Below are 13,721 nucleotides of genomic sequence, written 5' to 3'. Positions count from 1 at the left end.
GTACTGACTCCTTTGCATGACCTAAAAACGCCCCAATGCTATACGCATTTTTGGCCCGCACGTAAGCGGTCTTGATCAAAACGTTCATCTATGCAGCCGACCGTCTGTGGCCTGCAAGATCGAACGCCGGGACGCCAGCGCCACTGAACAGACCACACACATTGCCAGGGACAAGCCCGCCAGCATGCCCACGTAGCCGCTTCGGTCAAGCAGCACGCCAGCGGCTATCGGAACGGTCATGCGCGTGATCACGAAAAGGCTGGCTTGTAACCCGTAGTCAGCCGCCTGACGATGCTCACGTGAATAAAACATCATTAACGCAAACACGAGGCTCGACACCGCGCCCATGGCCGTGGCGAGCAGGAATGCCGACGCCAACAACCAGCCCATGCCCGCCTGCAAACCTAGCGCCGCAGTCATCGCCAGCAGGGCGAACAAGGCCCATAGCATGAACAACGGGATAGCGCGGCCGGGGCCAATACGCCGCACCACTGCGCCACCCAGCAAGCTGGCGAGCGCGCCCACTACGCCACCTCCGATGCCCGCGACCAGCGCTACGTTGGATGCGCCCATACCCAGGTCAAGCAGCAGCGGTTTGAGATAGAGCCACGCGGCACCGACAAAGGGAAAACTGCTCAGCAACACCAACGTCCAGATGCGAGCACCGTGCTGGCGGAAGTAACCCGCCCAGTCCGCCATGACAGGCTTTACAGGCTCGATTTCCGCGCCCCTTGCCTCTTCTTCTCGCAGCAGGGCCAGCGGCACCAGGGTCAGGAGTAAACCGACGGCCATCAACAGAAAAGGCGCCTGCCAGCCCCAGCGATTCTGGACCAGCAGCATGACCCCTGCGCCAACAATCGCACCCAGAAACAGCGCCGCAGAACGGATGCTCCCGGCACGAATCTGCTGCGCCGGTGCCAGCAGCTTAATCGCCAGGGCATTGACCGGGATGTCGGCCCACGTCGCCAACCCCGCGCAAGCAAATGCCAGCCCGAACAGATACCAGCGACTCGCAGAGATGGCCTGTTGGCTGACCAACACCAGCAGCGCGGCCAGCAGCGCGCACAGCACCAGCGCCCACATTCGATAGTGGCTGCGGGCAGAACGGTAGCGTTGCACAGGTAAGGCCAGGAGAAACTTGAACACGGCGGGCAGCCCGGCCAACTGAAACAACCCAATATCGGTACCGGACCAGCCGTGTTCGCGCATGACCAGAGGCAAGCCCAGCATCAGGTAAATACTGGGCACGACCAATACAAAATTCAGCCAGCCGAACAACAGTTGCAGACGCCAGGTTGCAGCTCCTTGCCAATGACTCATGTGACGTTCCTACGGGCTACCAACACTGAAACCGGGGATACCGCGAAGGCCACTTCAGGGTAATGCTCGATATGCACGAATCCGGCCTGCTGCATCGCTTTGCCTAAATCTCCGGCCTGAGTGACATGCCGGCCGAGCATTTGCATTGACAGGTAGTAAGGCATCACGCGTTGAGCCTGCTCCGCCGTTGCGGGTACCTCGGCGTGGGCGCTGACCAGTACCCCGCCCGGGCGCAGCGCCGCATACACCTTGGCCAAGGTGGCAGCCATGTCCGGCACAAAGTGCAGCACGGATGAACACCAGATCAGGTCATAGCCTTCGCCGATCGGATCGCTGGCCAAATCGCCGCCACGCACCTGCAAACGCTGTTCCAGCCCGGCGAGCCGGATGTTTTCCGCTGCCACGGTGACAGTCTGGGGAAAGTCAAAGACCTCCCCCGTCAGCAACGGATTGGCCTCAGCGAGAGCGATGGCCACCAGCCCCGGCCCTCCTCCCAGATCCAGCAGGCGCCGGGCGCTATGGAACTCTGGCACTTGAGTCATCAGGCGAGACGCGACGCCCACTGTTACGGCTCGTTGTTCCTGTGCGATCTGTACGCGTGCTGCCGCCGTCCAGCTGTCGATGTGGCCCGCGCCCTTAGGTGCTTGGCCGCTGGGTTTGCCGGAGCGCACTTGATCGCCCAGTTGACTGCCAAAATGGCGCAAACCCTGCAAACGAAACCCCCAGGCATCCCCGCAATAGTTCGGTGCATCAGCACGCAGGTATTCACTGGCCAGTGCCGAGTTGAGGTACTGCACAGACTGGCACTCGTCGCGTACCAGCAAGCCCATGCTCCATAACAGCTCCAGCCAGTAGCCGGTATTGTCCGGGTCGAGTTGCAACTGGCGGGCCACTTCTTGGGCCGTGCACGGCATGTGCAACAGGTCGAATAGCTTCCAGTCCAGCGCTATGCGCAAGGCATCAGCGCGGACCGCCGCCAAGGTCAGGTCCCAGTAGGGTTGCAACGCATGCGGCGTGGCCAGGTTGATCGTGTTCATGGTGTTCATCCCTCACATTTCGTAGCTGAGTCGCAGGCCGATTTCGCGCGGCGGGCTATAAACCCTCGCGGTGCCGCTGAGATAGCCGACCGCGTCGTAGCGTTTGTCAGCCGCGTTTTTCACGTAGGCAGAAATGCCGTAATGGCTGAAGTCGTAACCAGCATTCAGGTCAATCAGGCCATAGCCTCCCCGGCTGTACTGGTTGGCTGAGTCCAAATAGGTTTTGCCGATGGCGCTGACACCACCCTGGGCGTACCAACCCGCAGGCGCGTCGTAACGCAGGCTGAGGTGAGCAGTGACGTCTGGGACGAAGGGGTTGCGATTGCCTTTGTAGTCATTGCTACCTTCGCTGAAGCGCTCGAAACGGGTGCGGTTCAAGCCAACTGAGCTGACCACCCGCCAGCTCTCATCGAACAGGTATTCAGCTTCTACATCGAGCCCGGTAGAACGGGCCGATGCGGCGTTCGTGATGTAGACCAAGCCGGGCTGGATGATCTGCTGCACCTGCATGTCGCTGATGTCCATCCAGTACAGCGCTGCCGAATAACGCAAACGCTTGTCGTCGAGCCAGCCCTTTGCACCGACCTCGTAAGTCTTGACCTTCTCGGGATCGTAACCGGGATAATCGGCGCCACTGGCGAACGCATTAAAACCACCAGCGCGGAAGCCTTCGGCATAGCTGCCATAGAGATAAGCGTCAGGCTGCCATTCGTATTGCAGCGCCAGCTTGGGGGTGAAGCGTTGCCATTTATCGCTCTGGCTGCTGCCGATGGCTGGATCGATATGCACCTTGTCCTGCTCGACGCGTGCGCCCAGAGTCAAGGTCCAGCGGTCCGTCAGCGGTGCCAGCCACTGCCCAAACAACGCCGTGGTATTGCCACCCACCGTGACATCGGTTTGAGTCAGCCGAGCAGGCAGTTTTTGTTGGTATGAGAGGTCGTGGTCATCGCGGTCAGCATAGGCACCGAGCAGCCATTGGTTATCCCCCCACTGCCCTTCTAGGCGAAACTCTTGGGACAGGGTATTCATGTGGTAATTGCGCCGCAGGTGGAACAGATCGGCCGGCATGAAATCGGTGTCCTGCTGGAGCCGGTCATAGAAGTCGTTGCGCGCAGTGATGGAACGCAGCTTGAGCCCTGAATCAAACTCGTGCAGCACATCCAGAGACAGGCTTCGGCCACTGGAATGGTTCCAGCTGGGCGTGCCCGAACGGACGTCACGGTGGCGCTCAGTGAGTGCACCCCAGAGCGAGGCGCCATCTCGATAATCCTGACGGCTGTAGCGCAGGTTGATTTCGCTAGCCAGGCTTGGGGTCCAACGCAGCACCATTCGGGCGCTGTGGCGTTCGCGGTCATCGGCTTTGCCGCCCAGGTAGCGGTTATCGATAAAGCCATCCTGCTCAAGCCACTGACCCGAGACGCCGGCGTACAAGGTATCGGGAATCAGCGCAGTGCTCGCATCTGCGCTCAGGGTGCGCTGGTCACGACTGCCAACGCCGGCTTCAATGCGTGCATAGGGTTGAAGACTAGGCTGGCGGGTATGAATGCTCAACACCCCGGCTTCGGCGTTACGCCCGTAAAGGGTCGACTGCGGCCCGCGCAGCACCTCTACGCGCTCCACGCCCAACAAGTTATGGTCGAACCCTTGAGCCATCAGGGTGGGTACGCCGTCCACCAGCATCAACATCGACGACGAGAACGCCGTAGGACTGGATGTCAGGCCACGCACCACCGGCAAGTTGGTCCCCGACTGGCCAAACGGCTGGAAAGTGAACCCCGGCGTGACCTGAGCCAAGCGCGCCAAATCATCAATCGCTCCCTTACGCAGGTCCTCACCGCTGATCACTGACAGGCTTGCCGGGACTTGCTCTTGTTCCTGCTCGATCTTGTTCGCCGTGACCATGACCGGTTGCAATTCAGTCTGCGCGGCGAGCGTCACCGCGCTTCCCAACCAGCCGCCGACCACTAGCGTGTAGGCGCTGGCTTTAAAGACATAGCTGTTCATCATGCTCCCCATCATTAATCACTCCATGGCCGGGTGCTGGCGATGGCTGTGACGTGGGAAACATGCTATTAGCTAATGCGAATATTTATCATGTGGCAACGTATTCATTACGGATTAATACGTATGCGCGCGGGTGCTAAATCAAGGGAGGGCAATAAACATGGCGGCCTTACAGAAGATTTCTCAATCTTATCGACTGGCAACAACGCATTCGCGGCGGGTCAGTCACGATGAATGCGGCTGGATGCGCCAGCAACTACCTGAAGAATTGGGGGAGTGCTATTCCGAACGCCTGACGCTGGACAACGACCTGGTGCTGTTACGTTCGCGCTACCACGCCACCCGCAACCTGATCGAAGAAACTGCCAACCCGCACAATCGCCCAATGCTGGTCATCACGTTTGGCATGCAGGGTGACTCCGGCTACAAAGGGGTTGACGGCTCGGCAGTTGCGTTTCGCTCGGGCTATACCACCATCACCGCGTTTCAACAGAGCCAAGGGGAACGCTATTACGAGGCTGGGGCGACGGTCTCTCAACTGCGTTTGCTGATCGGCGAAAGCCTGCTCAACACCTACATTGGCGAGCAACGCACCGATCAATTGCTGGGTAACGGAAACGTTCGCCAACTGGCCTTTAAGAAAACGTCGGCAGCCAGTGCCAGCCACGTCACCGCTCTGACCCGCTACCTTAATCAGGGCGCGACCACCAAGCTGGACATGCACATTCATACCCTCACCGTGTTGTCCGAACAGTTGAAGCTGCTAAGTCCGCCAGCCCGCGAAAAAAGCCTGCAAATCAGTGCCGTCGACATCGAAAAGCTCGACCGCGCCAGAGACATCATGGTCGAACACATGGACCAGCCACTGACCATCCCCTATCTGTGCGCTGCCGTGGGGCTCAACGAGTTCAAACTTAAGGAAGGCATGCGCCATCGCTTCCAGTCCACCCCGCACCGCATGCTGCATGAACTGCGCATGCGCAAGGCTTACACCCTGCTGGAAAGTGGTTGCCAGGTGGCCCAGGCGGCCTATCAAGTGGGCTACACATTCCCCAACAACTTCAGCGCTGCCTTTACCCGTTTTTTTGGCAAGTCGCCGAAGTCGGTCTTTGGCAAACGTCGTTGAACACATGGGGGATCTTGCGCCCGACAAACCGACCTGCATACATGGAGGTAGAAGACGCTTACAGGTCTGTGGGCGTGACGGTCAGATCACGTCTGAGACGCCTACACATAATGGCCGTTCTTCAGCAACGTGACCGAAGAACCTCATTAAGCACTCTCCTTTGCCAATCTTGGGCGCAGATCCAGTATTTTCACGTAGAGAAGAACCGCCCCTCCCATCTCCGCCATAATCACTTGCGCCTCGGCTTCAAGCATTGCTAGCAGGCCATCAACATCAATCTTGACGCCACTGTCGGGGTGCTCCCATTGTCGATTTGAGGCAACGGTCACCATCAGGCAGCCTGACTTACAGCATTCTGCCGCCATGTATTTGGCGACCAATTGCTTGCGAAGTGTGTCCCTAAGAACCTTGCCTGACCAATCTTTCTCACCGACCTTTAGCTCGATTATCGCTTCCTGACCCGATAGTGCCCGTAAACGTATATCCGTTTCTTTTTCATCAGCTGTTACGGCTTCTTGATCGACGGTGTATAGCCTGTTGGCGGATGTTTTAAGTTGTGAAGCAATCCACTGACGCATCACTCGCTCTTCACTTATTAGGGCCAGAACTGCACGAGGTGATGTGTCTTGCACCAGCACATCATCGAAGTCGTCCAGTCGATCGACCATGAGCGCAAACATTTCATCACGCGTGACAGGTGGCGCCTCTCCACATCTGTCAATAACGGTTAATTGCACTTCGGTAAAGACGGACTGATCTACCTCTTGAGCCGCTTTTTCTATGGCCTGACGTTTGAGACGGTCCTGCATATGAATCACTAAAGGATCTGCCGCGAGCGTGAGTTTAGCCGCCCACGCGTCTGGGCCAGCACAAGACAACAACCCGTCCAGCAGGCGGTTACGCACAGTCTGCGCATCAGCTCGGGAGTTGGCCTGATAAACCCCCGTCTGATGAAGATCATCACACGGGGAAATATGTTGATAGGCAAGACGGACCAAACGTAAATATTGATCAGCCGTAAAGTTTCTTGGCGCGGACTCACCGACAAAATCGGCCCAGCGAGTACCCAAGATAGAAGCGAATAACTCTACTGCCGCCGCGTTAGACGTCATTGTAGAAAGAGCCTGCTCCATTTCATGGGTTGCAGCGTGCGGGTCTATATCGAAAAGAACACAAACCCACAGACACTGAAGTTTCAAGGGGACTTTTCGTTGCAACTGCTCAATCGCTATTGTTCGAATAAACGCTATGTTTTCGGGCTCATCACTGGAGATGATGACCTCTACAGCCCGTTTGAGGCGGCCTATCGCAAATTGCTCATATTGTGGGTCTTGCGGGCGGTCCAAATGCTCAACCAGCCACGTTTTAATAGAGGGTAGGAGTACAGCAGCAATCTGCGGCGCGCCAAAACATATAGTGTCCAGCAGGCCTGAAACGTTAGTGGGACCAAAGTCACGAAGTTCCCATGATAGTTCTTTGGACAGCACGTCTTTAATAGCGTCAGGATGGGCTTTGGCAAGCGCGTTTATCCACTCTGGAATGCCATTGAGTTCCATCAATATGTAATGAGCCGCCGTCGCAGCATCGTGTTGAGTTAAATGCTTTGCCCAGCCCGTTGTTTCTGCATCGGCAGCAACCGATGCAGCTCCGAGCAGCCAATCTTTTTGCACCCTATTGCGTTTATCTTTTGGCATGTCCACCGGAAGCGTCGGTCTGGCATCACGCCAAACTCGCACCATTGCATGGCGGATCCGGTCGGTCACAGCGCGGCCGAAGTTGCTCTCCAGAAAGTCCCGGTTCCAACCAGATGCTGCGCCCCCTCTGACACGATCACGCATGACCGTCCAAAGAAAATAGAGGAGCCGATATTCTCTTTTCGGGCTAAAAATAGTCTCCGAAGACTCTTTTAAAAGATGCCAGATTGTCACCAGCCTCCGGTGCTCTCTTTCAATACGGCGTTGCCTCTGGCGCTCTTGTTGCGCGTTTTCGTGTTTGATCTGGTCCGCTCGCGGGTCTTGTACAACCGGGCGTTTTGTATCCATCAAGCATGCGTCCAGCACGGGGTTATCTTCGATAAAGGGCTTGAGGTTCGCTACGATTGCACTCACATCCTCATCACCTCGACAAAGAACGCCCAATGAAGCTGCAAGCATTATTTGGCGCTCAAACAGCGGACGATGTGTGTCTGCCAACGCGGCATGGATCCAGTCTCTATCGACATCCACATCGAGGTTAAACGCTCCAAAATGATGGGCATCGACAAACCGCGCCACTGGGTCGCTCTTTGGATTCAGACGCTGGCAAAACGAATAGTCAGCCCAAAAAATCTCAGCCCTTAATTCTGAAGACGCTTTAGTTAATATCGCTTTAAGCTCATTCTTCGAATTACCCTCAGCCTGAAGCCTGGTTTCAATCCGCACGCTCAGAACTGTGGCACGGATGACGTTATAAGAGGCATCAGCAGCGCTTAAGAGACGTCTGCAGACGATACTTAGAAGTATGACGAGATCAGGTCGCGTGCTCGTATAACATGTCCGTTCAACCGACCAGCACACAGTACCTTCGATGGCGGCTAGAAGAACCTCCAGTAACGATTGAAGGTATTCATCCCCTACCTCGGCATTCTTTAAAGCATTGACGAATACTCTTCTCTGCATGATATCGGGGCTTTGGGGCACTCCGATTCTGTCAAGCAAGTAGCACAGCTCAACCGGTGCGATATGAGCAGGAAAGAGTAAAGTGGCAACCCTCTGACATAGGTTAGAACCCCAGCGCTCTGGCTGGGTTATAAGCGATTGAACCAATGTTTCCAGCCTTGAATCACTGAAATGAATCAGCGTTTCTATCGCCTCAAAACGTTCGTTGTCCGGGGCACTCTCATTAAAGGCCGCAAAGTTGGCGAGATCAGCGCAACCGCTCATATTGCCTGCGCAGATCATTTCAATCAGCAACTGACGAACTTCGGTGTTTTCAATACCTGTCGCCCAAGCGCGTACTACTTCGTCTTCCAGATCGCGGCTTGCAAAACGATAGGTTTGTATTGAGGGAATACTCATACCGCGCTTGCCACCGGAACCATATTTTTCAACGTATGCGCGAAGAGCGTCTACCCGTTGCGACAAGGTCAACGACCCTGGGTCCCCGTACGTCAGTAATACCTCAGGCTCTCGGTTTCGGACCTCTTGGAAAAGACTCTCCTGCGACGCTGCCAACCAACCTGCTAGCGGACGCATCGATGGCTTGATGACCTTGACCCCTTCCGGGGTCTCAGCCAAAAGCAGCCGCTTTACGGCCTTCATCGTCATCCCATGTGTAATGCGATTCTCAAGTCTCTGCGCCGCCAGATATTCCGTCACTGAGCGATGGTGAAACCTGACGCGTCCGTAGCTGGCAAACCCGAAAAGAGAGCGTTCCAAAAGGGTACGTATCTCTTTGCGATCCCAGTCTGGCAGGACCTGCTCGGGGTCGAGCGCAACCGACCCAGATCCCGATGCAGCCTCAAGATCCGCTTCCAGGCTATGTCGAATAGTCAGCTTTCGGGTAAGCAGCGCCGCCAAGGCCAGTCTGCTCGCGCCTTCAAGAGCACGATCGGGTGAAAGCTCAGCAGCCTCTTGCCGGTCAGTTCGAGGTTTGAGCTTTACCTGGATGTTTTGCTGAACCTGTTCACGGTGGGTACGGATTTTTTTGGAAACCCGCCAATCTGCACATAACTCAATGAGGTCTTGCGGGCGCCGTGCGAAATCTTGTGCGTTCTGGCGACGTATCGAATCCAACAACGCATCAGGGTCAGCGATATGTTGGGTGATCGACATTTGCTTGATCAGGTCATCCGATAACGGCATGAGCGATACCGTAATCCAGTCCGGTGGACCCTCATCTTCAGGTTCGATCGTGTCTGGCTGCTCCTGCCCCAAGACCAGGTCCGCGAAAGCCTCTGCGCTGGCTTCAACTACCGCTTCAGGCATTGGCGTTAAAGGAAAATTGGCTCGAATTAAGTGTTCATCAACAGGTACGGGCCTTGTGGTGATGACAATACGGGCCCGATTCAACTGATCACGCAGAGGTTTACTCAGCTTATTCAAGGCCGTTCTGAAAGACCCTAAAGTGAGCTGAAGCTCATCGATGGAATCCAGAAAAAATGTCGCAATGCCTGATCGTGCTGCTCGCCAAGCCTCAAAACGCTCTTCCTCATCCACGGTTAATAGATCATGGAGAGGGCTTTTTGCGAGTTCTGAAAGCTCAATAAAGAAAGCCGGCTCGCCCTCTTCCCACAGAAACTTGTGCTGCATTCGGCATTCGTAGGTCTTACCGGCGCCAGCTTCTGAGATGATCAGCACACGCATGGACGTCAGAAGCTCTTGCCAATCAATCCCGCCTCCAAAACCAATATGATCATTCAGCATCATCCGCTCTAACTCAGCAGTTCTGTCAGCAGGGATGACGTTGAAAGTTCTACGGATGTTCGGCGGGGTATTTTTTGATTGCACGGGAAGAGACCAATGAACGTTGTGCTGCTTTGTAACGTTTTTTGCTCAAAATGTCTTCGCCGGGGCACGCCGATTACAACGCGAAACGCAATGCCACAAGCGGCGGGCCATGCCCGTCGATGCGGTTTAACGAATAAACCGCATCGCTGGCAAGCCAGTTTCTCGCTGTATTTAAAACAGCGTTCCCTTAACTGACTGACATGACGCTACATATCAGTGGTTCACGGTTACCACACCGCAATATGGGAATCCGCCCGCGGCTCGGTGCCTCCGCACAGCACCCCGCTGACCGGGTCGCGCAGGATGATCTGCCCGCGTCCGTAGTCGGTGAGGTCGCTGGCAATTTGAACCTGATGACCGCGCCGTGCCAGGGCATTAGCCAGATCCCTGGATGCGCCCTGCTCGATGCCGACTTTCATGTCGCCCAGCCATTGCCAGCGTGGCGCATCCAATGCCGCCTGCGGGTTTAGGCCGAAATCCACCAGGTTCATCACCATTTGCACGTGGCCCTGGGGCTGCATGTAGCCACCCATCACGCCGAACGGCCCAAGGGCGTGGCCGTCTTTAGTCAGAAAACCCGGGATGATGGTGTGAAAGGTTTTTTTGCCGCCTACCAGACAGTTGGCGTGACTCGGGTCGAGGCTGAATTCCTGCCCTCGATTCTGCAAGGCGATACCGCTGTCGGGGAGCACCACACCAGAACCAAAACCGTGATAGTTGCTCTGGATGAACGAGACCATATTGCCCTCGGCGTCCGCCGTGGCTAGGTACACCGTACCGCTGGCGTGGGGGTCTCCAGGGGTGGGCATCTGCGCCTGTTCGCCAATTTGGTCACGGCGTCGGGTGCTGTAGTCATCGCTCAGCAGGTCCGCCACTGCGACACGCATATGCTGAGGGTCGGTGATGTAGTGCAGACCGTCGCTGTAGGCAAGTTTCATCGCCTCAAGCTGACGATGCCAGGTCTGCTGACTGTCACGGTGATCGAAGCTGAAACCTTCGAGGATTTTCAGTGCCATCAGTGCCACCATCCCCTGGCCGCTGGGCGGGATTTCCCAGACGTCTACGCCGCGGTAGTTGACATGAATCGGGTCCACCCACTGCGCGCGGTAATCCTTGAGATCACTGGCACGTAGGTAGCCTGCGCTAGCACGAGAATGGGCATCCAGGCGCTCAGCTAAGTCGCCGCGATACAGGCTTTCGCACTCGGTGGCAGCCAGCTCTTCCAGCGTGCGGGCTTGGGCTGGGTTACAGAATATTTCCCCCGCGCGTGGCGCACGCCCGTCGATCAGAAAGGTATCGAACCAGGCATCAAGCACCGAGTCGCGGTGTGGGCTGAATTCTTCAAGCGTTTGCTGCCACTGATGGGCAACCACAGGCGACACTGCAAAGCCGTCCCGCGCCATGCTAATAGCCGGTTGCAACAGATCGGCAAAGGGTAACTTGCCGAAGCGTTTCGACAGCTCCGCCCACGCCGATGGGCAACCGGGCACCGTTACCGGGGTCCAGCCGTACAACGGCATATGCTCATGCCCGGCCGCCTTGACCGCCTCGATACTCAAGGCCGCCGGTGCCTGGCCGTTACCGTTCAGCCCGTGCAACTGCCCCTTGCACCACACCAAGGCAAAGGCATCGCCACCTAGGCCGCAGCCGGTAGGCTCCACCACGGTCAGTGCCGCCGCCGTGGCAATGGCGGCGTCGATGGCATTGCCACCTTTTTGCATTATTTCAATACCCGCCTGGGCGGCCAGGGGCTGCGAAGCCGCGACCATGCCACGACGAGCAAACACGCTCTGGCGTTGCGACGGATAGGGGTACTCGTGAGCAGAAAATTTCAACATGGCAAAGGCTCTTCAATTCATTGACCGGATTTAACGCGGTTCCACTCACGGGTCATCAGGCGCTGGATGGGTTCTGGCAAGTCGGCAGAGACGAATGTATGGCTGATCACCTCATCACCCGGGTAGATGCCCGGATTGCCGCTGACCTTGGCATCCATCAATGGCGTTGCATCTGTGTTCGGGTTGGCGTAGCCCACGTAGTCGCTGATCGGTGCGATCACCTCAGGGCGCAGCAGATAGTTGATAAAGGCATGGGCATTGGCCACGTTGCTGGCATCCTTGGGAATTGCCAGCATATCGAACCACAGGTTCACGCCTTCTTTGGGGATCAGGTAGCGGATGTCGATAGATTTGCCGGCTTCCTTGGCGCGGGTTTGCGCCTGCATGACATCGCCGGAATAACCGATGGCCACGCAAATATCACCATTGGCCAGGTCGGCGGTGTATTTCGACGAGTTGAAGTAGGTCACCGAGGGGCGCAGTTCCATCAAGCGAGCCGAGGCTTGCTTGTAGTCGTCTGGCTTGACGCTATTGGGGTCCAGACCCAGGTAGAGCATGACCTGGGGAATGATCTTCACGGGCGCATCGAGAAACGCCACGCCGCAACTTTTTAGCTTGGCCAGATTGCCGGGTTCAAACACCATCGACCACGAGTCCAAGACCGCGTCCTTGCCCAGCACAGCCCGCACTTTTTGCTCGTTGTAACCGATGCCCACGGTGCCCCACATATACGGCACAGCGTAGCGATTGCCAGGGTCGGCAGCTTGCAGGCGTTGCATCAGCCGCGGGTCGAGGTGTTTCCAGTTATCCAGCAAGGCGCGTTGCAGCGGCTGGTAGGCGCCAGCACGAATCTGCTTGGACAAAAACTGGCTGGACGGCACCACCACGTCGTACCCCGAGTGCCCGGAAAGCAGCTTGGCTTCGAGCATCTCGTTCGTGTCGAAGATGTCGTACTGGACTTTGACACCCGTGTCTTTCTCGAAGTTTTTCAAGGTGTCGGGGGCAATGTAATCGGACCAGTTATAGACCTTCACCTCCGGGTCGGCGGCCAGGGTCATGGGCACAACGGCGGCGCAACACAGGGTGGCAAGCACGCTCGATAAACGCATGGTGAATTTCCTTGGAAGGGTCATAGCACTCGGCTAAGAAAGGCCCGGGTACGGGGATGGCTGGGGTGGCTGAAGATCTGTTCCGGCGGCCCTTGTTCGATGAGTTCCCCTTGGTCAAGCACCACCACGCGGTCAGCAACTTCACGGGCAAAGCCCATTTCATGGGTCACCACCACCATGGTCATGCCTTCCTCGGCCAGCTCTTTCATCACCTGCAGCACCTCGCCCACGGTTTCCGGGTCTAGGGCACTGGTGGGCTCGTCGAACAACATGGCTTGGGGTTTCATGGCCAGCGCCCGAGCAATCGCCACCCGCTGCTGCTGCCCACCCGATAGCATCGACGGGTAATGATTGGCCTTATCGGCCAGGCCAACCCGCGCCAACAACGTACGCGCCTGTTCTAGCGCCGCAGCACGGGACACGCCCAGCACGTGGATTGGCGCCTCGATGATGTTTTCCAAGGCCGTCATATGCGGGAACAGGTTGAAACGTTGGAACACCATGCCAATGTCCCGGCGCTGACGCGCGATATTGCGCTCCGAATCCCGAACCAGGCTGCCGTCGGCGCGCTCGCGATACCCCATCGCCTGACCGTTCACGCGGATGCGTCCGCCTTGGATGTCCTCCAGCAAGTTGATGCAACGGATAAAGGTAGTTTTACCGGAACCAGAGGCGCCAATCAGCACCACCACTTCTCCACGTCGAACTTGCAGAGAAATGCCCTTGAGAATCTGCAACTCGCCAAACGACTTTTGAACGTCCAGCGCCTCAATGATCAACTCTTCACTTTTGTGCGCCAT

The 13,721-nt window shown here is 56.8% G+C and carries 8 protein-coding genes; 1 reads left to right on the top strand and 7 read right to left on the bottom strand.

All coding sequences use genetic code 11. The annotated features are described in order from the left end of the window. Positions 1-84 precede the first annotated feature (84 nt). The 3 genes from B347_RS0112730 to B347_RS0112720 are packed head-to-tail and all read right to left on the bottom strand — an operon-like array spanning position 85 to position 4,361. On the bottom strand, positions 85-1,320 hold the full coding sequence (locus tag B347_RS0112730) for an MFS transporter (RefSeq protein WP_019410084.1): 1,236 nt from the start codon (positions 1,318-1,320) through the stop codon (positions 85-87). Next, a complete protein-coding gene (locus B347_RS0112725) occupies positions 1,317-2,357 on the bottom strand; it encodes a methyltransferase (protein ID WP_026014155.1) in 1,041 nt (346 codons plus the stop codon). The genes B347_RS0112730 and B347_RS0112725 overlap by 4 nt, the downstream gene beginning before the upstream one ends. A gap of 12 nt (positions 2,358-2,369) precedes the next feature. Further along, complete coding sequence (locus B347_RS0112720) at positions 2,370-4,361, bottom strand: TonB-dependent receptor (RefSeq protein WP_026014154.1); 1,992 nt, start codon at positions 4,359-4,361, stop codon at positions 2,370-2,372. A 160-nt stretch (positions 4,362-4,521) separates the two neighbouring features. On the opposite strand from B347_RS0112720, the gene B347_RS0112715 reads away from it, so the two are divergent. After that, positions 4,522-5,487, top strand: a complete 966-nt coding sequence (locus tag B347_RS0112715) for a helix-turn-helix domain-containing protein (protein ID WP_026014153.1) — start codon at positions 4,522-4,524, stop codon at positions 5,485-5,487. Positions 5,488-5,633: 146 nt separating this feature from the next. Here B347_RS0112715 and B347_RS0112710 read toward each other — a convergent pair whose 3' ends face one another. The 4 genes from B347_RS0112710 to B347_RS0112695 all read right to left on the bottom strand — a co-directional run bounded on the left by B347_RS0112710 (position 5,634) and on the right by B347_RS0112695 (position 13,721). Next, the gene (locus B347_RS0112710; RefSeq protein WP_026014152.1) at positions 5,634-9,974 is read right to left on the bottom strand and encodes a hypothetical protein; all 4,341 of its coding nucleotides are present in this window, start codon (positions 9,972-9,974) and stop codon (positions 5,634-5,636) included. Between the two features lie 227 nt (positions 9,975-10,201). Next, positions 10,202-11,812: a gamma-glutamyltransferase family protein gene (locus B347_RS0112705; protein WP_019410079.1), complete on the bottom strand. Its 1,611-nt coding sequence runs from the start codon at positions 11,810-11,812 to the stop codon at positions 10,202-10,204. A 17-nt stretch (positions 11,813-11,829) separates the two neighbouring features. After that, the gene (locus B347_RS0112700) at positions 11,830-12,921 is read right to left on the bottom strand and encodes a polyamine ABC transporter substrate-binding protein (RefSeq protein WP_019410078.1); all 1,092 of its coding nucleotides are present in this window, start codon (positions 12,919-12,921) and stop codon (positions 11,830-11,832) included. Between the two features lie 20 nt (positions 12,922-12,941). Then, complete coding sequence (locus tag B347_RS0112695; RefSeq protein ID WP_019410077.1) at positions 12,942-13,721, bottom strand: amino acid ABC transporter ATP-binding protein; 780 nt, start codon at positions 13,719-13,721, stop codon at positions 12,942-12,944.

Source organism: Pseudomonas psychrophila HA-4 (genome assembly GCF_000282975.1).
Lineage (GTDB): Bacteria > Pseudomonadota > Gammaproteobacteria > Pseudomonadales > Pseudomonadaceae > Aquipseudomonas > Aquipseudomonas psychrophila_A.
This window is presented reverse-complemented; position numbering and strand designations above follow the sequence as displayed.

Bases quoted from the DNA above. Each gene is read 5' to 3' on its own strand.
- B347_RS0112720 (WP_026014154.1), bottom strand. From the start codon at position 4,361: ATGAACAGCTATGTCTTTAAAGCCAGCGCCTACACGCTAGTGGTCGGC.
- B347_RS0112725 (WP_026014155.1), bottom strand. From the start codon at position 2,357: ATGAACACGATCAACCTGGCCACGCCGCATGCGTTGCAACCCTACTGG.
- B347_RS0112695 (WP_019410077.1), bottom strand. From the start codon at position 13,721: ATGGCGCACAAAAGTGAAGAGTTGATCATTGAGGCGCTGGACGTTCAA.
- B347_RS0112730 (WP_019410084.1), bottom strand. From the start codon at position 1,320: ATGAGTCATTGGCAAGGAGCTGCAACCTGGCGTCTGCAACTGTTGTTC.
- B347_RS0112705 (WP_019410079.1), bottom strand. From the start codon at position 11,812: ATGTTGAAATTTTCTGCTCACGAGTACCCCTATCCGTCGCAACGCCAG.
- B347_RS0112715 (WP_026014153.1), top strand. From the start codon at position 4,522: ATGGCGGCCTTACAGAAGATTTCTCAATCTTATCGACTGGCAACAACG.
- B347_RS0112700 (WP_019410078.1), bottom strand. From the start codon at position 12,921: ATGCGTTTATCGAGCGTGCTTGCCACCCTGTGTTGCGCCGCCGTTGTG.